This window comes from Pluralibacter gergoviae ATCC 33028 = NBRC 105706 (assembly GCF_001598855.1).
Lineage (GTDB): Bacteria > Pseudomonadota > Gammaproteobacteria > Enterobacterales > Enterobacteriaceae > Pluralibacter > Pluralibacter gergoviae.
On sequence record NZ_BCZS01000031.1, the window covers coordinates 23,818 to 46,919 of the forward strand.

Annotated in this window: 31 protein-coding genes; 29 read left to right on the forward strand and 2 right to left on the reverse strand. The window is 52.3% G+C overall.

What is annotated here, in order from left to right; all coding sequences use genetic code 11:
• The 17 genes from ENGE1_RS21635 to ENGE1_RS21710 all read left to right on the forward strand — a co-directional run bounded on the left by ENGE1_RS21635 (position 1) and on the right by ENGE1_RS21710 (position 10,441).
• Complete coding sequence (locus ENGE1_RS21635; protein WP_064360728.1) at positions 1–1,434, forward strand: DUF1073 domain-containing protein; 1,434 nt, start codon at positions 1–3, stop codon at positions 1,432–1,434.
• Entirely contained in the window at positions 1,397–2,404 is a 1,008-nt protein-coding gene (locus tag ENGE1_RS21640) for a phage minor head protein (protein WP_064360729.1), read from the forward strand. The genes ENGE1_RS21635 and ENGE1_RS21640 overlap by 38 nt, the downstream gene beginning before the upstream one ends.
• On the forward strand, positions 2,401–2,556 hold the full coding sequence (locus tag ENGE1_RS28635; RefSeq protein WP_155731562.1) for a DUF7336 domain-containing protein: 156 nt from the start codon (positions 2,401–2,403) through the stop codon (positions 2,554–2,556). The genes ENGE1_RS21640 and ENGE1_RS28635 overlap by 4 nt, the downstream gene beginning before the upstream one ends.
• A gap of 68 nt (positions 2,557–2,624) precedes the next feature.
• Positions 2,625–2,807 carry a hypothetical protein gene (locus ENGE1_RS21645; RefSeq protein WP_064360730.1) on the forward strand — a complete coding sequence of 61 codons (183 nt, stop codon included), beginning with the start codon at positions 2,625–2,627 and terminating at the stop codon, positions 2,805–2,807.
• Positions 2,808–2,819: 12 nt separating this feature from the next.
• Positions 2,820–4,205, forward strand: coding sequence for a DUF2213 domain-containing protein (locus tag ENGE1_RS21650; protein ID WP_064360731.1), 1,386 nt, complete (start codon positions 2,820–2,822; stop codon positions 4,203–4,205).
• 3 nt (positions 4,206–4,208) lie between these two features.
• Positions 4,209–4,640 (forward strand): hypothetical protein, encoded by a 432-nt coding sequence (locus tag ENGE1_RS21655; protein WP_064360732.1) that lies wholly within the window; start codon positions 4,209–4,211, stop codon positions 4,638–4,640.
• Between the two features lie 12 nt (positions 4,641–4,652).
• Complete coding sequence (locus tag ENGE1_RS21660; RefSeq protein ID WP_064360733.1) at positions 4,653–5,732, forward strand: major capsid protein; 1,080 nt, start codon at positions 4,653–4,655, stop codon at positions 5,730–5,732.
• Positions 5,733–5,741: 9 nt separating this feature from the next.
• Positions 5,742–5,954, forward strand: a complete 213-nt coding sequence (locus ENGE1_RS21665; protein ID WP_064360734.1) for a hypothetical protein — start codon at positions 5,742–5,744, stop codon at positions 5,952–5,954.
• A 76-nt stretch (positions 5,955–6,030) separates the two neighbouring features.
• Complete coding sequence (locus ENGE1_RS21670) at positions 6,031–6,411, forward strand: DUF7370 family protein (protein ID WP_064360735.1); 381 nt, start codon at positions 6,031–6,033, stop codon at positions 6,409–6,411.
• Positions 6,411–6,584: a hypothetical protein gene (locus ENGE1_RS21675; RefSeq protein ID WP_064360736.1), complete on the forward strand. Its 174-nt coding sequence runs from the start codon at positions 6,411–6,413 to the stop codon at positions 6,582–6,584. Before ENGE1_RS21670 ends, ENGE1_RS21675 begins: the two co-directional genes overlap by 1 nt.
• The gene (locus tag ENGE1_RS21680; protein WP_064360737.1) at positions 6,584–6,931 is read left to right on the forward strand and encodes a hypothetical protein; all 348 of its coding nucleotides are present in this window, start codon (positions 6,584–6,586) and stop codon (positions 6,929–6,931) included. The genes ENGE1_RS21675 and ENGE1_RS21680 overlap by 1 nt, the downstream gene beginning before the upstream one ends.
• A gap of 47 nt (positions 6,932–6,978) precedes the next feature.
• Positions 6,979–7,269 (forward strand): DUF2542 family protein, encoded by a 291-nt coding sequence (locus ENGE1_RS21685; RefSeq protein ID WP_048280839.1) that lies wholly within the window; start codon positions 6,979–6,981, stop codon positions 7,267–7,269.
• 65 nt (positions 7,270–7,334) lie between these two features.
• Positions 7,335–7,799 carry a hypothetical protein gene (locus tag ENGE1_RS21690; protein WP_064360738.1) on the forward strand — a complete coding sequence of 155 codons (465 nt, stop codon included), beginning with the start codon at positions 7,335–7,337 and terminating at the stop codon, positions 7,797–7,799.
• Positions 7,796–8,185 carry a phage tail termination protein gene (locus ENGE1_RS21695; RefSeq protein ID WP_064360739.1) on the forward strand — a complete coding sequence of 130 codons (390 nt, stop codon included), beginning with the start codon at positions 7,796–7,798 and terminating at the stop codon, positions 8,183–8,185. Before ENGE1_RS21690 ends, ENGE1_RS21695 begins: the two co-directional genes overlap by 4 nt.
• 65 nt (positions 8,186–8,250) lie before the next feature.
• Positions 8,251–9,003: an Ig-like domain-containing protein gene (locus tag ENGE1_RS21700; protein ID WP_064360740.1), complete on the forward strand. Its 753-nt coding sequence runs from the start codon at positions 8,251–8,253 to the stop codon at positions 9,001–9,003.
• A gap of 52 nt (positions 9,004–9,055) precedes the next feature.
• Positions 9,056–9,748, forward strand: coding sequence for a DUF6246 family protein (locus ENGE1_RS29265; RefSeq protein ID WP_064360741.1), 693 nt, complete (start codon positions 9,056–9,058; stop codon positions 9,746–9,748).
• Between the two features lie 177 nt (positions 9,749–9,925).
• Positions 9,926–10,441 carry a KilA-N domain-containing protein gene (locus ENGE1_RS21710; RefSeq protein WP_064360742.1) on the forward strand — a complete coding sequence of 172 codons (516 nt, stop codon included), beginning with the start codon at positions 9,926–9,928 and terminating at the stop codon, positions 10,439–10,441.
• 38 nt (positions 10,442–10,479) lie between these two features.
• Here ENGE1_RS21710 and ENGE1_RS21715 read toward each other — a convergent pair whose 3' ends face one another.
• Both ENGE1_RS21715 and ENGE1_RS21720 read right to left on the reverse strand, forming a co-directional pair.
• Positions 10,480–11,058: a hypothetical protein gene (locus ENGE1_RS21715; RefSeq protein WP_064360743.1), complete on the reverse strand. Its 579-nt coding sequence runs from the start codon at positions 11,056–11,058 to the stop codon at positions 10,480–10,482.
• Positions 11,055–11,309 carry an Arc family DNA-binding protein gene (locus ENGE1_RS21720; protein WP_064360744.1) on the reverse strand — a complete coding sequence of 85 codons (255 nt, stop codon included), beginning with the start codon at positions 11,307–11,309 and terminating at the stop codon, positions 11,055–11,057. The genes ENGE1_RS21715 and ENGE1_RS21720 overlap by 4 nt, the downstream gene beginning before the upstream one ends.
• Positions 11,310–11,401: 92 nt before the next feature.
• Between ENGE1_RS21720 and ENGE1_RS21725 the strand changes: the two genes are divergently transcribed.
• From ENGE1_RS21725 to ENGE1_RS29085, 12 genes are all read left to right on the forward strand, one after another.
• Entirely contained in the window at positions 11,402–11,563 is a 162-nt protein-coding gene (locus ENGE1_RS21725) for an Arc family DNA-binding protein (RefSeq protein ID WP_064360745.1), read from the forward strand.
• 69 nt (positions 11,564–11,632) lie between these two features.
• Positions 11,633–12,475: a phage antirepressor N-terminal domain-containing protein gene (locus ENGE1_RS21730; RefSeq protein ID WP_073971330.1), complete on the forward strand. Its 843-nt coding sequence runs from the start codon at positions 11,633–11,635 to the stop codon at positions 12,473–12,475.
• 98 nt (positions 12,476–12,573) lie between these two features.
• Positions 12,574–13,074, forward strand: coding sequence for a type VI secretion system-associated protein TagO (locus ENGE1_RS21735; RefSeq protein WP_064360747.1), 501 nt, complete (start codon positions 12,574–12,576; stop codon positions 13,072–13,074).
• A 56-nt stretch (positions 13,075–13,130) separates the two neighbouring features.
• Positions 13,131–16,034, forward strand: coding sequence for a phage tail length tape measure family protein (locus ENGE1_RS21740; RefSeq protein ID WP_064360748.1), 2,904 nt, complete (start codon positions 13,131–13,133; stop codon positions 16,032–16,034).
• Between the two features lie 94 nt (positions 16,035–16,128).
• Positions 16,129–16,548, forward strand: a complete 420-nt coding sequence (locus tag ENGE1_RS21745) for a hypothetical protein (RefSeq protein ID WP_064360760.1) — start codon at positions 16,129–16,131, stop codon at positions 16,546–16,548.
• A complete protein-coding gene (locus tag ENGE1_RS21750) occupies positions 16,548–17,015 on the forward strand; it encodes a hypothetical protein (protein ID WP_064360749.1) in 468 nt (155 codons plus the stop codon). The genes ENGE1_RS21745 and ENGE1_RS21750 overlap by 1 nt, the downstream gene beginning before the upstream one ends.
• Complete coding sequence (locus tag ENGE1_RS21755; protein WP_064360750.1) at positions 17,012–17,407, forward strand: NlpC/P60 family protein; 396 nt, start codon at positions 17,012–17,014, stop codon at positions 17,405–17,407. Before ENGE1_RS21750 ends, ENGE1_RS21755 begins: the two co-directional genes overlap by 4 nt.
• Positions 17,394–19,868, forward strand: a complete 2,475-nt coding sequence (locus ENGE1_RS21760) for a host specificity factor TipJ family phage tail protein (protein ID WP_064360751.1) — start codon at positions 17,394–17,396, stop codon at positions 19,866–19,868. The genes ENGE1_RS21755 and ENGE1_RS21760 overlap by 14 nt, the downstream gene beginning before the upstream one ends.
• A gap of 64 nt (positions 19,869–19,932) precedes the next feature.
• Positions 19,933–21,693 carry a hypothetical protein gene (locus ENGE1_RS21765; RefSeq protein ID WP_064360752.1) on the forward strand — a complete coding sequence of 587 codons (1,761 nt, stop codon included), beginning with the start codon at positions 19,933–19,935 and terminating at the stop codon, positions 21,691–21,693.
• 13 nt (positions 21,694–21,706) lie between these two features.
• On the forward strand, positions 21,707–21,883 hold the full coding sequence (locus ENGE1_RS28650; RefSeq protein WP_155731564.1) for a hypothetical protein: 177 nt from the start codon (positions 21,707–21,709) through the stop codon (positions 21,881–21,883).
• Positions 21,873–22,052 carry a hypothetical protein gene (locus ENGE1_RS21770; protein WP_151206550.1) on the forward strand — a complete coding sequence of 60 codons (180 nt, stop codon included), beginning with the start codon at positions 21,873–21,875 and terminating at the stop codon, positions 22,050–22,052. The genes ENGE1_RS28650 and ENGE1_RS21770 overlap by 11 nt, the downstream gene beginning before the upstream one ends.
• Before the next feature lie 197 nt (positions 22,053–22,249).
• Positions 22,250–23,102 (forward strand): hypothetical protein (locus ENGE1_RS29085; protein ID WP_218016962.1); only part of this gene is annotated, 853 nt, incomplete at its 3' end.

Here is a 23,102-nt window from a genome sequence, read left to right on the forward strand (position 1 = left end):
GTGAGCGAACAAGATAACGTTCTCCAGATGGCCGTGAACAACCTCGCCACTGAAATGCGGCGAGCCAATTACCTGCAGGCACTTATGGGGCCGTCAGGTAACACGAAGCGCCCGACGCTTTACCAGGAGTTCGGTTACCCGCGCCAGATCTCCTTTCACGACTTTTACAACATGTACCGCCGCAATGCTGCTGCATTCGCCGTAGTTCATCGTCTGCTTGATGGGTGCTGGCAGGACTATCCGGTAATCATCGACGGTGACGAGACGGAAGAGGCGGAGAAAACCAACGACTGGGAGAGGCTGGTCGGCAAGCTGATGAAGAAGTGGTGGCCGAAGGTGAAGGACACTGACCGCCGTAATATGGTTGGGCGGTATTCGGCGCTGCTGATTCAGGTACGGGACGGGAAAAGTTGGGCTGAGCCGGTTGATGCTATCGCGATTAAACGCCTGGGGGAAGCTGCGCTGGTTAAGTTGATCCCTGTATGGGAGCCTCAGCTAACCGTTGCCGAATGGGACAATGACCGTACGTCTGAGACGTTTGGTCAGCCCATAATGTTCAACTTTAACGAGCAGCCGGTGGGCGATAACACGTTTGTTGGGCCTACTCGCGGTGAGCCTGTTCATCCCAGCAGGGTCATCCTGTTCTGCGAGGGCTCGGAGGATGACAACGTCCTGTCCGGCATCCCACTACTCGAAGCCGGCTATAACAAGCTCCTTGACCTGGAGAAAATATCAGGCGGTGCCGCCGAGGGCTTCCTCAAAAACTCCAGCCGACAGATCGCCGTGGAGTTCAGCAAAGAGACGGACATGGACACGCTTGCCTCCCAGGCGAAAGCGGCCGGGTACACCGATCTTGGCGAGGCAATGGGCGACAAGGTCAATAAGCTGAATCGTGGTACCGATGCCGCAGCGGTGATGCAAGCCGGTGAGATGAAGGTACTGAGCGTTACCCCGGGTGACCCCGGGCCATCCTGGGAGGTGGCAGCGAACGAACTGGCTGCATCTGAACAGATCCCCTTCACGGTCCTGTTCGGTCAGCAGACCGGTCGACTGGCCAGTGATGAGGATAAGACAGACTGGGCTATCCGGCGCAACTCGCGTCGCAACGGATTCCTCTCTGACCGCATAACAGCGCTGCTTGAGCGATTTTGGCTGCTCGGCATCATCCCTCCGCCAACGAATGGTGAGGTCACCATCAAATGGACAGACCTGCTGGCTCCCGGCGAGAAGGAAAAAATCGAGAACATGTCCAAGCTAGCCGACGTAGTCCAGAAGGCGACCGGCATGTACGGAGGTGAACCGCCGCTCACAATCAACGAGCTGCGGGCTATATTAGGGCTTGAGCCTCTGCCTGAACCAAAGCGGCCGCCAAACCCGAACGAAAAGGTGACAACCGATGATCCTCTTTCCGATGACTCCGGAGCAGAAGAGTAAAGTCGGCACGCCGATTGTTCCTCGCAGCAAGGTTGACCCGACACGATCGGCAAAGCAGGTCTCCGCGATGTTCCGGGATATCGAAGGGCGGTATCTCGGCATCAAGCGCGCACTGAAGTCACTGTTCGACCGCCGACTGACCGGGAGAGAGCAGGCGGTAAACAGTCACAACTGGCATTTCCTGTGCCACGTTAATGGCGAAGAGCCAACGCTATACCAGGTCAACGCCGGGAAATACATCTACGACATGTCGGCACAGGAGCTGGCGAACCTGCTCGAAGAGGTGCAGAGCATACTCGACGAGTACCTGCTCGAAGGCGGCCAGCAAAACCAGTGGGCGATGGATTACGTCGTTGATGAAATCGACCGCGGCACGCTGGAGGCATTCAACAACCTCTCGCAGCAGTCGCAGGTGTACGCCAGCCAGACGACGCTACAGCAGCTTTTAAGCAGCCCCGGTCATCTTAACCAGGTAGCGGCGGCAAGGCTGGCAACATTCAGTGACTGGAAAGGCATTAGCGACGCAGCCCGCGCTGATCTGACGAACGTCATAACCGATGCGGTGGCGCGCGGTGTAAACCCCCGCGAGACTGCCAGCGTCATCAGTAAGCGGCTCGATGTCAGTATGTCCAGGGCTAAAACCATCGCCCAGACCGAGCAGGTCGGCGCGCTACGGCAGGCACAGTGGAACGAAACGGACTGGGCCGCCGACAGGCTGGGACTGAATACCGGTCTGTTGTGGCTGTCAGCGCTAAAGCAAACGACGCGTACCTGGCATGCAAGCCGACACGGCAAGGTTTACACCACCGAAGAGGTGCGCGACTTCTACGCCGAGAATGGTAACCGGTACAACTGCTACTGCAGCCAGATTCCGGTGCTGCTCAACGACGACGGCAGCATATTCAACAAAGGCCTGGCCGAGAAGCTGGCGAAAGAGCGCCAGCAGTGGACCACGAAGGAGGCAGCATGAAGGTATGGGTTGTAATCTCTGGCACTTCATATGAGTCGTCGGAAGTTATCGAGGGCGTTTATTCTTCTGAGGAAAAGGCCAAGGAGAAACACGTCACCTTAGATAATGATTCGCTTAGCTATGCTTATTATGAAGAGTGTGAGGTTGAATAAGCATAGCAATCAAAACAGGTCGCTTCGGCGGCCTTTTTTAATGCCCGGAATCCACCAACGAGGCCCATATGAGCGGCGTTTATTTCGAATCGAAGCGGCTTGGCGAGATATCATGCACGCATGTCAAGATCGGCGGCGTCGAGGCGATGATGAAGCAGGTCGGCGATCGCAAAGTCATCAAGTCACAAGGGCGCGGGAACGTACGCCAGGTAAAAGCCATCGTCAGAGCGCTACACAAAACCATTCAATAACGAGGATCCAGCATGAAACGCAACCGCGTTAACGTGCTGACCGTCGTCAACTCCGCTTCAAACATCACCACTGAAACCATCGACGGCAAACCACATATCGTGGTTCGCGGCATCACGCCTGTCGTGGACGACATTGTGATGAACCGGAAGTTGTACCCGGCAGCAGAAATCGAAAAGGCCTACAACACGCTTGAACGCAACCCGATGCCGCTGGGCCACCCGAAAGTGGACGGCAAGCACGTGTCGGCGCGCGATGTCCGGGCGGTGAACGAATACCACGTCGGGGCATGGCTGCAAAACGTCAGCCACAAAGACGGCAAGGTGACGGGCGATATGTACATCAACCGTCAGTACGCCGAATCCAGCGATAAGGGTAAGCGGCTTATTAACCGGCTGGACGAGATGATTGCCGGATCCAATGCCGAGCCTATCCATATCTCAACCGGTCTGCTGTATTCCGGCATCGCTGCCAACGGTGAGTCGAAGGGCAAGAAGTACAACGAGATCGCCACCAACATGATGTTTGACCATGTGGCGGTGCTGCTCGATGAGCCTGGCGCCGGTACGCCGGAAGAGGGCGTGGGCATCTTCGTTAACTCGGAAGGTGATGAGCAACAGATTGAAGTTGCCCGTCTGGCTGACGGAATCGACTGCACCCGCGACGGCCTGCTCAACAAGACCAAATTTTTCTTCACCAATGCCTCCAACTTCTCTTTTGACGACATCTCCCGCGCCATCAGCGACAAGCTGCGCGAGGGTGATGCCGAAGATAAGTGGCTTTGGCCTGAAACGGTATGGCCGGACAGCTTCATTTACCGCAATGACACCAAATACCTGAAGCAGAAGTACCTCATCGATGACGACGGCAAGGCCGTGTTCGTCGGCGAACCTGTAGAAGTCGTGCGCAAACCCACTGAGTACGAGATTAAAACCAACGGAGAGAACGATCCGATGAAAGAGCTGATTATCAATGCGCTGCAAGCCGCTGGTAAGCCGACTGAAGGCAAGTCCGACGCCGAGCTGATGGACGCATACAACCAGATGAAGGCCGAAGAAGCCACCGCCAAGAAAAAAGGCGATGAAGAAATCGACCCAGAAACCGGCAAGCCCAAGAAAAAAGAGCAGGCCACCAATAACGAAGAGATGCCAGCGTGGGCGAAAACACTCGCCGATCGCGTGGACGTCGTTTTCAACAGCCTGAGCGCGAACGCCGACAAAGAGAAAGGCGAAAAGCGCGCGGCTGTGAAGCTGGCGATGAACATGAGCGATGAAGAAGTCGCAGATCTGGATGGTAAGGCGCTCGACGCCATGTATGCCAAGTGCCAGACATCTTTCGGCCTGAACGGCGCATTCCGCCAGGTCAACAACAACGAATCTTTCAGCGAAATGCCGGAGTAAAAAATGGCTAAAGACGGGAAACACGTAATTCATGCGGGTGGCATCTTCGCTAACCCGCAGCTCCACCGTGAAGGCGCTGCGGCTGCCGACACGCAACCCGGCACCGTTGGCTTCTTCGATGCCGGCAAGTTCACTGCATCGGTAGACGGTAACGAAGCGGCAATCCTCTATGTTGCCAACTACGACTACCTTCGCTGCAAAACGGTGGATGACACCATTGCTGCTGGCGACCTGGTTGTCGGCATGCACCCGACCCCCGGCGTTTTCTTCAACGTACCTGCCGCCGCCGGCACCTACAAAAAAGGTCAGCCGTTGTCGATCGCAAATGGCCGCGTGAAAGCTGCCGCTGAGGGCGAGTCTGTCCGCGCATTCGTCGAAGAGGACCGCGCATACACCACCGCAGCAGGCGATCTCCTGCGCGTTGTCATTAAGTAAGGAGAGCACCTAATGTTCGTATTTTCCACTAAGAAGGCGAAGGAGACTCGGAACTTTGAGGCTAACCAGGCCCAGTTTCATGAGTTGCAATTCGCCCGCAACGCCAGCGCGCAGGCGGTGGCCGATTTTATCGCCCGCTCACAGTTCCGCGGCGAGGCGGCCAACGCGCCAACCCTCCATGCGGTGAATGCTGTGGACGATATTCGTCGTCTCTATAAAGCCTACGATCAAACGGTGCTCGCAGAGTTTGAGCCGACTACGGAATTCACTCTGCTTAACGATCTCATGCCGCTATCCCGCTCCGTTCGTCTGGAAGAGTCAGTATATGAATATGCCCGCAAAGGCGGCCGTGGCTGGGCGCATACCTCTATGTCTGGTCAGATTGGCGCGGCACTGGACGCGAAGTCATACACCTTCGATGGCACGATGGTGCCGATCCACGACAGCGGCTTTAAGTTCAACTGGCGTGATCCGGTTTTCAACAAGGGCTCCGCGCTGTCCTCGCTTGCCGATGCGCAGTCAGGTTCTGTTGACGATGTGCGCCGGCAGTACGTTGACTACATCTGGAACGGCTTCCGTGACAGCGAAGGCAACTTCATTAAATTCGACGACTACACCTGGAAAGGTCTGCAGGCCGACGAGCGCGTCGCTCAGGTGACGCTGACGGTTAATTTCGCAACCAGTACCGACCCTGACGCTATGCGTGCTGCCGCAATCGCGCTGCGCGACGTGCTCAAGCTGCAGAACTATCAGTATGGCCAGCAGACCTGGTATGTCTCGGCAGAGATCATGTCCAACCTGGAGCAGTACTACGACACCCAGAACAAGACCCGCACCGTGATGGAGGAGATTCTGAAGCTGTCGGGCATTGCCGCGGTGAAAGAGGATGCTCAGCTGACCGGCAACCAGATCCTGATTGTCCCGCTGGCCTCCGGCGTGATTGCCCCGATTGTGGGCCAGGCGTTCGGCACCGTTGCCGATCCGCGCCTGTTCTATAACAGCGATTACGTATGGCGCACCTGGGGAGCCGCCGGCCTGATGGTTAAGCAGGACATCAACGGCCACTTCTCTGTCGTTTTCGCATCGAGTTAAGGGGCTGTCATGGCACTGGTAAAAGTGGTTTCACCAAACCTCTTCTCCGGTGCCAACCTTCAAAAGTTGGAGGTTGGCGCGCAGGTCGAGGTTAGTGGTGATATGGCGGCCCGCTGGGGTGCTGCCGGGCTGGTTGAGGTCATTGATGGTGGAGAACGCCAGTTTGAGGTGGCGACTCCAGCGGAAGAGCCTCGTCCGGCCAAAACCAAAAAGGCGAAATAACCATGTCTCTTGAAGGCTCACAAAACCCAAATAAGTTCCGGGAAGACTGGGACGAAAAAACGGAAGGTGAATAACCATGGCTGACCCAATCACAGCGGCAGACGTGCAGGCGTTCCTCGGTGAGTTGGGTTACACCATCCCCGGCGCGCTGCTCGACCCGATTCTGTGTGTGGTGAACAAGATTATCCCGTGCCTCGATGGCGCTGGGCATGACGAGTGCACCGCAAAGCTGATTCTGATGTATGCCGCTGCATTGATGGCAACCTCGTCGGGAGCACGCCGCATCAAATCGCAGGGCGCGCCGTCTGGCGCGTCACGCTCGTTTGAATATGGCTACGACGGCATTACCTGGCTGCGCGACTCTCTGGCCCGGCTCGATACCAGCGGCTGCACCGGTGACCTGCCAATCAGTGCAGGTAATAGCGTCGGGCTATTCCTCGTCGTAGGGGGCTGCTGATGAGCTGGATATCAGTGGCCGTCCGTCTGCCGCCGTCATTCACCAGCGTCTGGGTACTGACCGATACCGGCCGGCAGACAACCGGCTACGTGAAATCGGACGGTGGGTGGTTCATCAACTGCCCGCGCATCCGGGCGACTGGTGTGCAGGTTCTGCGCTGGAGGGATGATTAATGTCGTCAGCAGCTTCCTGGTCATACACCGCAGCAGCCACCATCTGGCGCAATCTCGGCAACGACAAATACGGTGACCCCATCGGCTATTCGGCGCCGGAGGTGATTCTTTGCGATTACGAGGGTGGGCTCAGCAAACGCATCGGCAGTCTGGGTGCTGAAATAGTGGTCAAAAACACCGTCTGGACAGAGTACGCACTGGCAGCGGCAGGGGACTACCTGCTGATTGGCGAGTCCACTGAAGCAGACCCAGTTGTCGCAGGCGCGGACGAGGTGCGGCAGGTTATCCGCTACGCCGATACGTTTGAGCGACTGGCGGATGACTGGGCGATTTTGACAGGAACATAACCGCTTCATGTAATAATGGCCCTAAAGGTCATTTGGGATGAAGGGTGATGGGGTTTCAATATTGGTTCACTGTATGCGCGACTTTAATTCTTGGCCCCTTAGCACTAATTGAAACATTTAGATATATGCGTCGGGGAATCTACACCAAAACATTCAAGGGCACTCGAAGGAGAGAGTATATCCACAAGGATGAAAAGCCTATTGAGTTCTGGTTCAGCATCGTCGCACATTTTGCTATGGGTAGCGTGTTGATGGGTGTTGGTATCTGGTTTTTAGATAAGATACCTGCAGTTCACCATTTATACGACCAGATACGCGAAATTGCGCAATTTTGGTAATACATAAGAACTGTCACTTCCCGCGCCTCGCCATAGCGAGGATTTATACTGCCTGGAGAACCGCCATGGGCGTTAAAGTTCGCGGCATCCGCGAGGCGAAAGCCAACCTTAACCGCATCGTCGGCGACATTCAGGGGCGCAAGGTGGTGCGTGCGCTGCAGTCTGCGCTGATACTCATTGGCTCCAGGGCCGCCTACTACACCCCGATCGATACATCGACCCTGCTCAATAGCCAGTTTCGCGAGATGGTTGTCAACGGTACGATAATAACCGGCCGCATCGGTTATTCCGCTAACTATGCGGCCTATGTCCACGCAATGACCGGCAAGCTCAAAGGTCAGCCGCGAGCCGACTTCGGCATGACCAGCAACCGCTCGGATGTAGGCCCTAAAAAACCAACTGCATTCGGTGGCGGGACGGGAAAGGGTAATTATTGGGATCCGCACGCTGAGCCGCAGTTCCTGACAAAAGGAGCTAACGAGGAGCGGGATGCTATAGATGCCGTCATCAAGAAGGAAATGAGCCTATGACGCCTCCGATGTACAGGCGGGTACTGGAGTTCATCGTTGATGCAGGGCTGACTGATGGATACCTGATCCAGCAGCTTACCTGGACTGACACCAAGAACCTGAAAGACCGCTTCATCGTTTTCCGCCCAAACGGCGGGACGCCTATAGACCGTGACATGGCCGCCGACTACTACGTGTTGATTGACGTGGTGACTGCCAAGGGGGTAGGCGAAGCGGAACGGGCTGAACGGGTTGTGCAGGCCATAGTGGATTACGTTCAGCATAATCCCATGACCAACCCCTGCCTTGGACAAATCAGTAACATCGGCGGTATTCCGGCGCCAGTAAAAACCGAGGAGGGGCGTTTTGTATGGCGCCTCCAGTTTTCCTGCCTGTTTGGTGGGTGATATCACCGAATCACTACAAGGTCGCCTGGAGCGGCCTTTTTTATTATCTGAAGCGAGGTACAACAATGAAGGGCTGCTCCAATAACGAACAGTTAATCGGCCGCGCCAAAACGCTGGAGCTCTGCTACGGCTGCGCTGACGAAGTGCCCATGGAAAGCGAATGGCGCCTTATGGGCCTGCCAACGTCCGCAACCTGGGATCTGAGCCCCGAGGCGCTTACGTCTGACGCTGATAACGGCGGTTTCAGCGCAAACCTGATCGCCAGCCTTGATCCGACTTATTCAATTGACGGCGAGGTAAGGGCCAAAGACCGCACCGACGAATTCGGCGTACAGCAGTTTGTGAAGTACATCGTCGATGAGGTCCGCGCGCGTCGGCAGCCAGGCGTCTGGATGCGCTTTCACTGGGGCGATTATTACCATATTGGCTACATGGTACCGTCGGGTGCGAGCGATGGCGGCGGCGTGAAGGAGATTGTCACATACAGCTTTGAATTTAAGTTGGCTGATGGCAACACCTTCCAGATCACCGATGCAGATGAGGGCATTCCTGTGACCGGCATCACCGTGGCGCCAACAGCTGGCACGATCGCCCCGGGTGAGAGCACGACGTTTACCGTGAATATTGCGCCTGCTGATGCTGACAACCAGGTGTTCACCGTTTCGTCGTCCGTTCCGGCGCGCGCCACCGTCGCATTTTCCGGCAAGCAGGTGACGGTATCGGCACCTTCCGGGGCCACTGATGGTAGCGCTGTAATCACGGTCACCTCAGACGACGGTGAATTCACTGCAACCTACACGGTTACCGTGGCGTCGTAACCAAAACAAAGGGTGGCCGCGTGCTGCCCTTGATTTTGCTTACGGGGGATTCATGACACCAGTTTTAGAGTTTGGAGAATGCGTGATCACGATGGGTGATAACGACTTTTTTTTTCGGCCTTCGCTGCTGGCCATGACACGCATCGGCGAGCCGGGGGAGATAGTCAGGACGTTTTACGACCTCTGCAACGACGAAGTAACTCCGCTGCTGCAGCGCGCTGCTGATGCTTATCGTGAACTTGAGCGCGTGCCAGATTGCGTGCTGCAGTACATCCATAGCGGCCTGCTGACGCGCAAAGCGATTATGGCTGCGCACACGGTACTCACGGCCTGCTGTGATGACGATATCGGCGTCCTGGTGGGCTGGATGCGCCCTGCGCGTTCCCGGCGGAGGGGGATGGTATGGCGGCCAGGTTCATTACCGGCGCAGGACATGATCATCATCGCTCAGAATCTAATGGCCCACGGAATAGTAGGTAAGGCAAAACTACGGAGACTGCAGCGTCATGAAACCAATGAAACCACATCCGGATTTGTCGCTGCTGATTACGTTGTCGCCGCCAGAAACCACTTTGGCATGAGCCGCGCTGAAGCTGAGCAGTTAACGATGACCGAATTTCAGCTAATGGTCGCTGCCAAATACCCTGACCAGAAAGGATACACGCGCGAAGAGTACGACGGCGCAGCGGATGCTTTCTTTGCCAGGCGCAAGAGGAAGCAGGCGCGAGCAGCTAAAACCCATTAACCAGCCTCGGCACCCGCCGGGGCTTTTTTATACCTGCAGTAACCCTACCGCGCGTCGCAGCGCATTTAATCCCGAGTCTTTCAGAAAGCTGAGCCTGAGAACTGCCGTATATGGTGGCGACCATCTCGGGGCGGCTTTTCTGTGCGAACAGGCTCAACTTTCTAAAAGGTAATCGCTATGACATATCCAACCGTATCAGTAAACGGCGTGTCCGTTCGCGTTGACGCAGAAGGGCGCTATAGCCTGAATGATCTGCACGCAGCTGCGGTGGCAGAAGGTAAAGCCACTGAATCACAAAGACCTGGCGAGTTTCTCAAGACCAAGCAAGTAAGGCGCTTTGTTCGCGCATTAAGCGATGCGAAGAAAATCGCATCGGTATTGACGATTAAAGGCGGACCTCAGCAGGGGTCGTGGGGTCTTGAGCTTATCGCTATACGATATGCCGCATGGCTTAACCCGTTATTTGAAATTAAGGTGTATGAGACTTTTCAAATGCTCGTTCGACGAGGGTTTGATGCCATGTCTCGATTAAACAAGATTGACCATGTGATCAACACAGAGACTAAGGAAGTTAGCCATTGCGCCAGTAGAATGGGCAAGTGGGGCGCGGGTGGGAGGAAGCGACTTCTGCTGGCAGCCAGGGAGAGGGTTCTGGATGAAGTGCAAATGTACCTACCTGGGCTGGAGGTATAACTCAGATGGCCAAACATCGATGCGGCCATCTTTTTAGGCTATTTAAACTGTGATGATGACTCGTTAATCCAGTTTTCGTAAAAGGTTACTCCAAGCCTGGCTAGAGTGGTAGGGTGATTGTTTGAGAGATGGCTTCCTAAATGCGTTGAAGGCGGATTATATCGCTTGCCTTGGTTTTCAACCGCTACAACTCTTGTCGTGCTAGGGTGAAAGGAAACCATTAAAGGATCCCCTTCGTAATGTTCCAAGAAGCCATTTTTAATGACCATTTTTTTAATAAAAAGGGAGTTTAAACCTGGCATGGCATCAAATGTTGTATGAGCTGGAGATAATTGAGCAATGTCTTGGGTAGAATGAAAATCTGAATTTCTGGCTTGAAGAAGATAAACCAGCATTTCATCTGCCTTTCTAAGCATCATATTTTTGCTGAAATAGCTGCTAAACTTTCCCTTTATGGGTTTCGTTGCGCATAATAGCTTGTTAAATGATTTATCGATATGTGTGAGGAAGTCTCTCCAATGCCCCTCGTACTCATCATGGCTTTTCGAGTTCTCCATAAATTCAATGCATTTTTTTGCAGCGGAAATTTCTTTCAGGGCCGGCTTATAATCGATCATTTTTCACCCTTGCTGTAAATACCCTTAAGCGTCTCAAACACGACGCGCTTGAACTCCTCAGCCTGCTGGTCTGCCAGGCGCTCTGCGTCGTCACGGTAGCCGGAGATTGGCGAGGGTTGCGCAAGGGCGTCCTGGACGATTTGGAGTAGCTCAGAGTTCATTGACCTGCCGTTAGATTCGGCCCTTTGCTTTATTTTTTCCCTAACCTCCAGGGGCATCCTGAAGTTGAAGTGAGGATCGTCGCGCGCCATCGGAAGTGTCTCAGTTCAAATATTGACACATATGATAGAAGCACTCTATTATGTTCTCAATAGGTCCACGGTGGACCTTTGTGGAGGTGAGATTGAAAGGCATGAGCAAAAACCCGCAGTTTAACCTGCGGTGGCCAAAAGATGTTCTCGATTTGGTCAGAAAGGTTGCTGAAGAGAATGGTCGTTCGGTTAACTCTGAGATCTACCAGAGAGTGATGGAAAGCTTTAAAAAAGAAGGCCGCATTGGTGCCTAAATGTTGAAGCCCTGACTACTTGCGATAGTCAGGGCTTCGGTGTCAGAAAATCCTTGGAGATAAACTAACATGACGAGTATAGCAATTTTAGAAGCCGTGAACACCTCTTACGTTCCGTTCAATGGTCAACAGATCTTAACGGCCGTCGCCGCTGGGGTGACTTATGTAGCAATGCGCCAGGTTGTGGAGAACATCGGCATCGACTGGACGGGGCAGTCGGTTAAGCTGCGTAAAATGAAGGATAAATTCAACTGTAGAGATATCTCTATGGTTGCCACTGACGGAAAAATTCGTAAGCTTCTTTGCCTTCCGCTGAAAAAGCTTAACGGCTGGCTGTTCAGCATCAATCCTGAGAAGGTTCGCGCCGACATCCGCGAGAAGTTGATCCAGTATCAAGAGGAATGCTTCACCGTTCTCCACGACTACTGGACGAAAGGCGAAGTCAAAAAGGACAGCAAGCAGCGAAAGTCAACCGCGACTCAGCTTATCCCGCTGCGCCAAACCGCTGAACGACTGATAACCACCGGACTTGGCAAAATTTACCCTGACATCTGGAAGCTCGTGCATCAGCGTTTCGATATCGAGCACATCCATCAGCTTGAGCCGGTGCAGATCGGCGAGGCGGTGGAGTACCTCAGCGCGCTTGAGGGCGAATATATCGCCAGGGAGCGCCACCAGGCAAACCAGCTTGACTATCAGATGAACGTCCACAATATCAACGCGGCCTGTATTCATCTGGATTTTATCCACCGCGTCTGGATGGAAGAACTTCGCCCAGCGCTGAAAAAGATGGAATCCCCGATGGCAGGCAGGCTTAACGATCGCATTACCGATGCCTGCGCCATCGTCACATCGGTGAAATGCTCGCTGGAGCGAGCATCTGGGCTAAAAGGCCTGCAGTACCACAGGTAAGCCCAATCAACCCTGAAAACCCGCTTAACTGCGGGTTTTGTCGTTGTCAGCATTCCCTGATAGGATAATTCCCATCTTTTACTGATGGGGATAGGGACGTGAAAAAGGCTTTGTATTTAACATTGTTGATCTTTTCTTGCGCGGCCGTTGCGGACGATATGCAGATGGTGGGAAGTTGGTATGTCAAGAAAAAAGAAAACAAAATGACTGACTCGAAAGATTTCATTGCCGTTACATCCACAAAAGACATATACACCAAACAGGGAATCGAAAGGGATACATCATTAGTGCTTCGATGCATGGAAAATGAAACATCCGCATACCTATCAATGAACGATTACCTGGGTAATGAAGCTCCTCGTATAACCATAAGATTTGATGACGGAAAGCCGAAAAAAAATAGCTGGAAAGCTGCTGAAGGTGGAGATGCTGCATTCTCTCCAAACCCTGTCTCGTTCATCAAGGAGCTATCAAAGCATAAGAAACTGATAGCTGGTTTTGAGCCGTATGGATCAACAATGCAAATAGTCGAATTTGACTTGTCTGGCATCGATAAAGTTGCCGATGAAATAGCAAGTTCTTGCAAATGGAAACAGTAACTTATCAACCGCAATGACCCGCTACGGCGGGTTTTTTTACGCCTGGAGAAAGTGAGATGGCAGAAAATAGCGCTGGAAGCATCGTTTATACCGTAAGCGCCGACATTGAGCCTCTGCTTGTCGGTGGGAAACTCGCAGCTGACGCACTGGATAAGTTCGATCGCTCGGCGCAGTCATCCAGCAAGGGAGTGGATAGTCTGGACAAAAGCGCAAATCAGGCCGGTGGTGCTTTCTCCGAACTGGCTGGGTACGCGAACTCAATGGACAATCAGCTGAAAAAGCTGAATACCAACGTCAATGGCATTGTGCGGGCAATGGAAGAAGCAAGAACTGGAACCGGAAGCGCTGCCAGTGAGTTCAACAGGGTTGAATCTATTATTGAGGCCTTGGGTAATCAGATCGCCGTTCTTGATGAGGCGCAAGAAAACGGCGCGCGCAGCGCGGCTATTTTAGCAGCACAGCTCCGAGCTGGATCTAAAGCTACCGATGAGGAAAAGCAGAAAATCGGAGAGCTGACCGGGCGACTGTATGACATGAAGACGGGGGTTGATACCGGGGCCAAAAGCCATGGAAACTGGAAAAACACCATGCAGCAGGCTGGTTATCAGGTTCAGGATTTCATCGTGCAAGTGCAGGGCGGACAGTCTGCCCTGGTGGCGTTTGCTCAGCAGGGGTCTCAGTTGGCCGGAGCATTCGGCCCAGGCGGTGCTGTTCTTGGTGCTGTAATAGCGCTGGGTTCGGTTATTGCAGGCACGCTTATTACCTCTCTAAATGGGGGTAAAAACGCAATGGATGCGTTGAAGGATGCCGCAGAGGCTATGGATAAGGTAATCACCGTGTCGCAAAATGGAGTTGCAGCGCTATCGGACAAATATGCACTACTGGCCAGAACTAATGCAGAAGCTGCTACGATCCTGCGCAATCAGGCGCTAATTGAGTATAACGCTGCCGTACAGAAAATACCGAAATCCATTAATGACGCCTCCAGTTCAATCATCACCTTTACCGATAAGATCAGGACGTCATTTTCTACGGGTGAGGCGTCGATAGATAGCTTTAATAAAAATCTGTCCGACGTTGGGGCAACATCTACCGATTTCGCGAAGGCAATGGAACAGGCCAGAAGCGCAGGGGCGAGATTTGTCGTTCAGTCCAACTCTATCCAGAGCACGGTACAGGCGCTGGCTGATAAGTTTGGGATTTCAGAGCAGGCTGCATTCAAACTAAGTAAACAGCTCTCTGATGTGGCCAACAACCCAACTCCGGAAGCCCTCCAAAAGTTGGTTATTGAGCTTCAGAACACCCACAGCGCATCAAAAGACGGCGCCGCCGCGATCGTAACGTTTCTTGGCCCCCTCACTGAGTTGGTAAGAGTAGCCGGTGAGGCTCAGATAAACCTGGCAGGCATGAAAAAAGAGGTGGATAACCTTACTGCCGGGCAAAAGAACCTAATCCAGCAATCTGAAAGAAGCCTAGCGCTGTCAAAGCTTCAAGGAGAGGCTCGCGCCCGCCTTCAGGCGCAATATGCTGCTGAAGATGCCGGGTTTGCGAAAGATGACCCTCATACAAAGAAAATGCAAGATGATGCTGCTGCAACGTACAAGAACACGCAGGCGCAAAAAGAACTGAAATCAGAGCAAAAAAAGGGAGCGACTCAAGCGGAGTCTATCTCCCAAAAACTCGCCAACCTCAAGCAGCAATCTGAGCTCGCCGCCGGGTCAACCAAAGAACTAAGCCGCGAGCAGGCGATCCTGAATGCTCAGCAATCGCTCGGCAAAGGTGCAACCCAGGAGCAGATCGCCCTGGCCGGCAAATACGCCGCGGCGAAGTGGGATACAGCCAACGCAATCAAGGCCCAAGCGGCAGCAGAGAAGCTGTTGCCGGAAGCGCGTGAGAATGCGAGCTACAAACAAGATGTAGACGCGCTGAACACCGCGCTGCAGGCCAAGAAAATCACCCAGCAGCAGTATAACCAGACCAGTGAGCAACTGGAGCAGCAGCACCAGGCCAATCTCGCAAAAATCCGCGCGCAGCAGGTTGTTACGCCGCAGCAATCCGCGGCTGGTGAGGTCGATCCGGTTCAGCGCCTGCAGAATCAGCACGCGCAGGAACTGGCCCTCATTCAGCAGTTTGAGCAGCAGGGGGTGATTGCGCATCAGAATGCCCTGGCGCTTCGCGCAGCGGCCGACACTCAGTACGAGCAGCAGCGTATCGCCGCGCAGTGGGAGATACTTAGTCAGCAAAGCCTCGGTTATAACATGCTCACCAGCGCCGTTGATTCATTTGGTGGCAATGCATCGAATGTAATTACAGGACTGCTTACGCGATCGATGGACTTGAATGAGGCTCTTGCTTCGATAGGGAGGACGGTGCTGAATAGCGTCGTCAACTCTATTGTTCAGATGGGCGTGGAGGCGATGAAAAACTACATCATCGGGCAGACGCTTGGCGGTGCTGCGGTGGCCTCGTCAGTTGGCATGGCTGCCACTACTGCATCAGCCTGGGCGCCGGCGGCGGCAATGGCCTCGCTGGCGACGCTGGGGGCCAACTCTGCACCTGCATCTGCAGGGATAATCTCTACTGTTGGTGTTGCCAAGGGTATGGCTATTGCGGGAGGCCGTAAAAATGGCGGCCCTGTATCGGCTGGCTCGATGTACCAGGTAGGCGAGGGAGGGAAGCCTGAAATTTACCGCGCCAGCACCGGAAAGCAGTACATGATCCCCGGTGACAACGGCAAGGTGATCAGCAACCGTGAAATGCAGTCCGGCGGCGGCGTGAACGTCAAAATCAACGTCGTCAATCAGTCTACGGGGGCAAAAGTTGCTGACGCCAACGGCTACATGCAGGACGGAAGCGCAGTGGTGGACCTGTTACTGACTGATATCGAGAGCGGCGGACCGTTCTCCAGTCAGATGCAGAATACGTTCGGACTGCGGCGCCAGGCCAACGGCGCCTACTAACCACCCGCTACGGCGGGTTTTTTTATTGCCTGGAGGAATTGTGGCTATCAGCTACCCGGAATGGCTGCCGCTTCCGCAGCGCGCCGATCAAAACATGACGCAGGACACAGGCTGGCAGACCACGCAACCCGCTGTCGGCCCGGCGATATTCACGCCGTTCACCACCGATTTGAAAGCCACCTGGTCGCTGCAGTGGATTTTCACGCTGGACCAGGCAGAGCGGTTTAAATCGTGGCTGAGATCGCCGTCGTACTGTAATCGTGGCAACGCCTGGTTCGAGATGACGATTGACCTCGGCGACACGCAGGGGCCGCAGGCGCAACTGCTGCACTTCACGTCTATGCCGGTTCAGACCACCAAAAACGGCAATACAGTCACCTGGTCGGCAACCGTTATCTGCAACGGCATTCAGGATATCACCGAGGACTACGACGACTGGATTGTGCAGGCGCCGCCGAGATACGGCTACTGGCTTGATCTTCTCGTTACCGAAATACTGCCGAGGGCCGATTAATGCCGACACTCAGAGAATGGAAGGAGCGCCGCCCGGCGAGCGATATCAAGCAGACCGTTGTTTTCTCGCATCCCAACTTCACTTACCGCGTCGTGAACAACCTGTTCCGCCCAGCTCAGTTTGGCGGTGTGGATTTCGAGCCTGCGCGCTTCAGCGTGACCGAACCCACACAGGACGGCACCGCAACGCCGGAGATGGTGATTACGTTTGTGCAGGCGTCTGAGCATGTTCGTCAAACTCTGAAAAACTGGCGCGGTGCGGCAAGGATGTCGCCTATCAGCTGCACGTACCAGCAATGGGATGCCATTGGCGATGCCTACCCGATGAAGACCTGGTCGCTGTATGTGAAAGACATTTCCGCTGACGGCAACAACGTCACGGTCAACGTCGGGCTGACAAACCCGCTGACGCTGGCCAATCCAATCATCTATACAACCGACCTTTATCCTGGCCTGAAAACATCATGACTCAAGACGAATTTATCCGGCTTGTTAACGGCAAGCCGTGGGCGAACCGTGCCTGCACCTTTGAGCGACTCGACTGCTGGGGGCTGGTGGTCCTGCATTACCGGCACGTTCTCGGGCTGGAGCTGCATCATATGTCGGGTTATGAGTCTGACTCTGACTTCGTGACCTGCTACGAACAGGAAGTGGGCGCGTGGCGACCAGTACCGGCGCCTGTTGCTGGTTGCATCGCCGTGTTTTATCGCGGGCAGATGCCGGCGCATATCGGCGTGATGGTCAGCCCCGTTAAATGCCTGCATTCGCGCGGCGAGTTCGGATTCGTGCGGCAGGACAGCCCGCGGGCGCTGCTGAAAGTCTATGAGCGAGTGGAGTACATGATCCATGGTTCGATATGAGTTGCAGCGTCTTCCTGGCGCGCCGAAAGAGCGGGGGAGCACCGAGGCGGGTGGATCGCTGATGGCGCTGCTGGATAGCCTGAAACTGCACAGTAACGTGATAGTTAAACTGAACGGGCGCTCGCTGACTGATGATTTCGACATCGAGTATCAGCTGCGCGCGGGCGATGTTGTGGCAATTTATGACCAGCCGGAAGGCGGCGTGGGAAAACTGGTCAACCGCATTCTGCGGCCTGTGAGCAAAATCCTCTCGGGTACCATGAAATTTCTCGGCATGTCGCCGAAAATGGGCAGCGTGTCGGCGGCCACCGGCGATTCTCCGAATAACGATGTTACCCAGCAGACCAACCGTGCCCGCCTCTACAAAGGGCGCCCGAACATATACGGCCAGGTGCGGTCGTACCCAGACCTGATTCAGGAGTCGATGTTTGAATACATCGACAATAACAAAATGGTCACGGAGTGGATGGAAATCGGCTATGGCCACTACAACGTTTCCTCTGTCCGTTACTCTGAATCATCGGTCGCTGCGATGGCCGGCGCCAGCTCTCAGGTGTTTCAGCCTGGGGAGGTGATTCCCGAGATTATTCAGGGCTACGCGTTCGACGATGTTGATGGCCAGGAAATGCCAGGAACCAATGAGCAGACGAGCAATATCGTTCACCAAGCGACGAGTACCAATCTGCTGGCCGGCACGTTTGCTGGCGGGCAGTTCTACGCGAAAATTAACAAAGAGAACGCGTTTGACGTTTTTTACGATACTCCGCGACCGTTCTCTGTTACCGCGACGGTTAACGTCACCTACAACACCGCCAGCGGTTCGGTAACGCGTGACGTGAATGTGGCGGCCAACCTGTTTAATGCCGAAATATCTGACGATGGCGCCCTGGTGAATCCCCAGGAATTTTACGAGTTCTGGTTCAATAACCTGTCAGGATCAGATATCGCACAACTGCCGGCGGACACCGTCGTAAACAGCACGCTATTCACCATCACGCAGTATGAAACCATCGCAGTGGGGCCGTTTTTCGCTGCGCTGGCGGGCGATCAACTCTGGCTGCATCTCTACGCAAACCAGAGCGACGACGAGGACGGCCCGGCCAGACTAACCTGGTGGCAGATTGACGAGGACAACGACCAGATACCCGGCACCGAGGAGTCGATGGAGGTCAACGTCAGGAACGATGGCGACGAGCCTGATTATATTTACCGGACATACAAAATAACGCCCGCGGCCGGTTTTGGGCGCTATGCGTTCAAGGCCGAGCGGACCAATAACTCCGCCGCGGACTCTGTGCTTTATCTCTCCGGCGCACACTCAGTCATTGTTCGGCAGAACGTGGTTTATCCCGACGATACGCTGGTGCGGGTTACCGTTCGGCAGACTGAAACGCAGACCGTAGCCTCTGAGCGGAAATATAACTGCCTGGCGCAGCGCCGGGTAATTTCATGGACACCTGCAGGTGGGATTGACTATACGCTGCGCACCAGCAGGTCATTTGCCGATGCGGTCCTGCACGAATGGGTCATGATCGGCAAACAGGATCCGGCGCGGCTGGACCTGACGTCGCTCTACACCATCGCCGACAGCCTGGCCGATGAGCGGTTGGGGTATTTCGACTGGACCTTCTCAGACGCCAGCCAGCCGCTGGGTGAGCGCATACAGACCATCTGCAACGTTGCCAGGGTAAATTTCGATTGGATAGGAAATACGCTGGTCTTCTGGCGCGATGAGCGGGTGGCGAACCCTGACGCCGTTTTCGCCCGCTCAAACATGTTCTGGGACGAGTACAAACTCAACTGGTCCATGTCGCTGCCCGGCGGCTACGACGGAATCACGCTTGACTACATTGATCCGACGTCGAACAAAAAGTCGTATATCTACCTGTCGATAACCAGTAACGGCATTTCGCAGGTTACCGACCCGACGGTTAACGCGAAACAGATCAGCCTCGACGGCTGCCGTAATGCATACCAGGCAACAGACCGTGCTTGGCTTGAAGCGCGAAAAATCCTTCTCTCGCGAGTAACCATGACGGTGAAAGTGCTGGAGTCGACTGAGGTTGAGAGGGGTTCGGTGATTCAGTGCCCGGACATGTACGACAACGTGCAGCAGACCGGCTACCTGAAAGGGCGCTACGGCGACGTGTTCCGCACGTCAGAGGTCATTGACTGGTCTCTCGGGGATATGTGGGTCGTCATGACAGACAGCGCTGGGGACTATCGAGGACGCTGGCGGGCATATCCTGTTGATGGCTCTCCGCGCGCATTCACGGCAGCAGCCGATGCATTCGATATCAACGTCTATGACGGCGTCACCGTGCAGTCCCCGAGCCGATATTTCATCGCTACCGATACTGAGCTTAATTCAACGCTCTGGCGCGTAGAGAGCTCCAAACCGAACGGGGATGAAACGCAAACCCTATCACTATCTGAGTATTCAGACGAAATCTATCCGTAATTAACATTTTCTTCGTGCTTATCAGGATTCTCCTGAGGATTACGCACGTCAAAAGGGCGACAACATGGCAGACAAATACCTGGATATTCCTCTCCCAACTCCGACTAAAAACGCGGTGCCGAGTACTGACATCCGCGATCACCTGTTTGCCGGCGCAAAGCTTGATGAGGAGGCGACCAGCGGACAGGACGTATATATTGACCGTCTGGGGCGTGCTCACCTGACCAATACTGGCCGCAACAATAAATTTGCAGCTGAGCTGCAGGCGATGATTGATCGCTTCAACGCGTTCATCGAGCGCAGCGGCTATCAGGTCATCGGCGACTACGAAGACGGTCCACTGACGATCACTGAATACAATCAGCTCGTCCGCTATCAGAACGAGCTGTGGAAAATAACCGCAGATACAGATATTCCGTTCACTACCGTCGGAAACAATGCGGAGTCGTGGGAAACGTCGGACAAGGCGCGCTTTGTTTCTGTTGGTGACGGCGCTCTTCGCCAAAACCTGGGTTCTGGCGAAACAGGTATGGGCGCCGATTTAGTTGCGGGTAATAAATTCAAAACAGTCAGGGAAATTATCTCTCGGATAAAGTCGTATGGTGACTATGGGATCGGCTCACCAGTCGATGGTTACGACTCTGACTTTTATAGTAAAATATTTTCAGACCGTCAGGAAGATAATGACATTTACCTTCCTGGTGGTCTAAATGTATCAAAAGAACTTTACGGCACATCAAACTATTCGGCAGCGGTAACAGTACTTGGTAATAATTTTGGCTCATTTCGCGCGCAAATTGTTAGTGGGAATACATCAACGCTGTCTACATACGGAATGTCAGAGGATGTTCTGGTTTATACTGGAATAACAGGACGGGCATCAGTTAAAACGCTATCCCCTACTTATTCATCCAGCAGCATTAATATAAATGATAGCGCAGACCTATCGCGGATAAAAACTGGTAGCATAATAAAAACATCTGACGGATACTGGGGTAAGGTAAAGTCTAAAAGTGATGTGATTATACAGGTTGACGGATGGTATAAAACCGGGGTATCCGGGACACCAGTAGGAGACTCAGCATATCTTGACTGGGTAGATAAAACGTACCTGGAAAACAAGGTAATGTGGATTCCGGACACCTATACTGGCTCCAAAATAGTTGGTGCTGAGTGGGATTTTTATAATGCGTCATTGACATCGGGTGAGCGTACTGGCCTTGATATGGTTATTCATAGCTCCTCCCCGTACGGCATGGATACTGCATTTTTGGTCCGTAGTGGGAGGGAGGGCTCTGGATGGCAAACAGCAATGAATGCCAGCAGTTTCTCATATGCAGCTCTGTATACGAACCGAGGGAGGGCAGGGATAACGCCGGAACAGGATATACTGTTAGATTCCGGATCTAAATACGGTATAAACTTCAATGGTCGTGACTACGGTAGCACACAAACTTCAATGCGCTGGCGATATAGTGAAACAAGCTCAGTTTATCCGAAAAAATTAAATAAGTATGGGTTTGATATTTGTGGCGGTAAAACCATATCGAATGCCGGGAATGGCGTTGCTGTAACGTTAGATTATGCAGCGTATTTCGTTAACAATTCCTCATCGGTTTTTTCCCTGGTCCTGCCAGCAACAAATCTAGTCTTAGGTCAGAAGATAGACTTTTACATCCAAAGCAATTCTAATAATATTGAAGTGTCTTGCGTAAGCGCCAGCGTTTCTGTCAACGCCGCATCTAAGTTTATATTCAAACCAACGGATACGTTCACGTTAGCATCAGCAATTTGGAACGGGTCGGCTTGGTCATTTTACAGGTAATAGGGTAACGATTATGGTAGATACAATTTTTAGAAATGATGATGGCGTTATTTCTGTAGAGTATACAGCACCCAACGAGAATGTATACTTATTTAGTGTATACCTTTCTGATTATAACTCCGAAAGTGAAGCGCAAATTGCTGCGTTAAATATGGCTAAGAATGCAAGTGGTGAACATAATGAGCAATAAATCAAATAGAGAGATCGAGCTTGAACTTGAGTTGGCAAAGACCAGAATGCAATTAGTATCTTTATCTATATGGAGAATGCAACACGATTACAATTCTCTTGAGGATGAAATTGTTAATTTAACAAAGGAGATTAATGCCATTAATGATGAGAATAATACCGATGGGTAAAAATTTATTGTATTAGAGATTATAATTAATTTTATATGAGTAATTAAAAATGTGTGGGCATTAAATATAACCCACACACATTTCTATTAAAATAAAATTATTTTTTAATTTAAAATGGATTAATATAAAACAATTGACATCATGCTGGCAGATGTTATAGATAATACAATCTAAAGCAAATCATAGTTAAGATTGAAATGAAAAATAAAATTGACATTTACAAAAACATTAATTTACAAGGGGTTGCAACTTCTGGGCAGAGATCGATCACTCGTTTTCAGAAGCTGTTATCAATAGCGATAGCGCTATCAATGGGTTTGGGTGTAAAGTTTTTCCTTATTGTCTTTGCATGTGTTGTACTGCTGTGGTCTACAAGCGGAAGAAGTTCTACATTTATCCATAGAATGTTCATATCAATAATTTCAATGCTTCCTGCATTGTTGGTACTTACTATACTTTTATGCATTACTATAATTAATAGTATTTCATCACCTTATACAATGTTTGAGGTTAGAGATATAATCATAACGATTGTAACAATCTGCATTTTGTCATCTGTAGCGAAAAACAATAATGCTAAGAACTATTTGATAACTTCTTTTGAAGTGTCTTTATGTATAATATCCATTATAAAAATTATAGTTATCATATACTCTATAAATAGAGGTATACCTGTCTTTAATATAGTCAAGGAAGTATCAGAGTTTATGGGTTGGTCACTCCAGAGTTATACAACTTCCATTTCATATATTGCAAGAATACAAATACCATTTGACTGCGTCATACCATTTGTTCTTTTTTTTACTACATCAAAATTTCTATCAAAAGAAAGATCTAAAAAAAGGTCGCTAATAATATTTTTATTGATTTTAATTTCACTTCTGCTGTCCATGTCAAGGGCCTTTTGGGCGATGTCAATAGCATTGGTACTGCTATCAATTTTGATAAATGCTAACATTGAAAAAATTATTTTTCTGGCGCTGGCTTCAGTTCTTTTTTTTGGGGTTATTTATTCATTGTCTTCTGATGCGATAAATGAAATAGTTTCAT

What these genes read in the sequence shown, in the direction of transcription:
- ENGE1_RS21640 (WP_064360729.1), top strand. Translation starts at nt 1,397, where the DNA reads ATGATCCTCTTTCCGATGACTCCGGAGCAGAAGAGTAAAGTCGGCACG.
- ENGE1_RS28635 (WP_155731562.1), top strand. Translation starts at nt 2,401, where the DNA reads ATGAAGGTATGGGTTGTAATCTCTGGCACTTCATATGAGTCGTCGGAA.
- ENGE1_RS21645 (WP_064360730.1), top strand. Translation starts at nt 2,625, where the DNA reads ATGAGCGGCGTTTATTTCGAATCGAAGCGGCTTGGCGAGATATCATGC.
- ENGE1_RS21650 (WP_064360731.1), top strand. Translation starts at nt 2,820, where the DNA reads ATGAAACGCAACCGCGTTAACGTGCTGACCGTCGTCAACTCCGCTTCA.
- ENGE1_RS21655 (WP_064360732.1), top strand. Translation starts at nt 4,209, where the DNA reads ATGGCTAAAGACGGGAAACACGTAATTCATGCGGGTGGCATCTTCGCT.
- ENGE1_RS21660 (WP_064360733.1), top strand. Translation starts at nt 4,653, where the DNA reads ATGTTCGTATTTTCCACTAAGAAGGCGAAGGAGACTCGGAACTTTGAG.
- ENGE1_RS21665 (WP_064360734.1), top strand. Translation starts at nt 5,742, where the DNA reads ATGGCACTGGTAAAAGTGGTTTCACCAAACCTCTTCTCCGGTGCCAAC.
- ENGE1_RS21670 (WP_064360735.1), top strand. Translation starts at nt 6,031, where the DNA reads ATGGCTGACCCAATCACAGCGGCAGACGTGCAGGCGTTCCTCGGTGAG.
- ENGE1_RS21675 (WP_064360736.1), top strand. Translation starts at nt 6,411, where the DNA reads ATGAGCTGGATATCAGTGGCCGTCCGTCTGCCGCCGTCATTCACCAGC.
- ENGE1_RS21680 (WP_064360737.1), top strand. Translation starts at nt 6,584, where the DNA reads ATGTCGTCAGCAGCTTCCTGGTCATACACCGCAGCAGCCACCATCTGG.
- ENGE1_RS21685 (WP_048280839.1), top strand. Translation starts at nt 6,979, where the DNA reads ATGGGGTTTCAATATTGGTTCACTGTATGCGCGACTTTAATTCTTGGC.
- ENGE1_RS21690 (WP_064360738.1), top strand. Translation starts at nt 7,335, where the DNA reads ATGGGCGTTAAAGTTCGCGGCATCCGCGAGGCGAAAGCCAACCTTAAC.
- ENGE1_RS21695 (WP_064360739.1), top strand. Translation starts at nt 7,796, where the DNA reads ATGACGCCTCCGATGTACAGGCGGGTACTGGAGTTCATCGTTGATGCA.
- ENGE1_RS21700 (WP_064360740.1), top strand. Translation starts at nt 8,251, where the DNA reads ATGAAGGGCTGCTCCAATAACGAACAGTTAATCGGCCGCGCCAAAACG.
- ENGE1_RS29265 (WP_064360741.1), top strand. Translation starts at nt 9,056, where the DNA reads ATGACACCAGTTTTAGAGTTTGGAGAATGCGTGATCACGATGGGTGAT.
- ENGE1_RS21710 (WP_064360742.1), top strand. Translation starts at nt 9,926, where the DNA reads ATGACATATCCAACCGTATCAGTAAACGGCGTGTCCGTTCGCGTTGAC.
- ENGE1_RS21715 (WP_064360743.1), bottom strand. Translation starts at nt 11,058, where the DNA reads ATGATCGATTATAAGCCGGCCCTGAAAGAAATTTCCGCTGCAAAAAAA.
- ENGE1_RS21720 (WP_064360744.1), bottom strand. Translation starts at nt 11,309, where the DNA reads ATGGCGCGCGACGATCCTCACTTCAACTTCAGGATGCCCCTGGAGGTT.
- ENGE1_RS21730 (WP_073971330.1), top strand. Translation starts at nt 11,633, where the DNA reads ATGACGAGTATAGCAATTTTAGAAGCCGTGAACACCTCTTACGTTCCG.
- ENGE1_RS21740 (WP_064360748.1), top strand. Translation starts at nt 13,131, where the DNA reads ATGGCAGAAAATAGCGCTGGAAGCATCGTTTATACCGTAAGCGCCGAC.
- ENGE1_RS21745 (WP_064360760.1), top strand. Translation starts at nt 16,129, where the DNA reads ATGACGCAGGACACAGGCTGGCAGACCACGCAACCCGCTGTCGGCCCG.
- ENGE1_RS21750 (WP_064360749.1), top strand. Translation starts at nt 16,548, where the DNA reads ATGCCGACACTCAGAGAATGGAAGGAGCGCCGCCCGGCGAGCGATATC.
- ENGE1_RS21755 (WP_064360750.1), top strand. Translation starts at nt 17,012, where the DNA reads ATGACTCAAGACGAATTTATCCGGCTTGTTAACGGCAAGCCGTGGGCG.
- ENGE1_RS21760 (WP_064360751.1), top strand. Translation starts at nt 17,394, where the DNA reads ATGGTTCGATATGAGTTGCAGCGTCTTCCTGGCGCGCCGAAAGAGCGG.
- ENGE1_RS21765 (WP_064360752.1), top strand. Translation starts at nt 19,933, where the DNA reads ATGGCAGACAAATACCTGGATATTCCTCTCCCAACTCCGACTAAAAAC.
- ENGE1_RS28650 (WP_155731564.1), top strand. Translation starts at nt 21,707, where the DNA reads ATGGTAGATACAATTTTTAGAAATGATGATGGCGTTATTTCTGTAGAG.
- ENGE1_RS21770 (WP_151206550.1), top strand. Translation starts at nt 21,873, where the DNA reads ATGAGCAATAAATCAAATAGAGAGATCGAGCTTGAACTTGAGTTGGCA.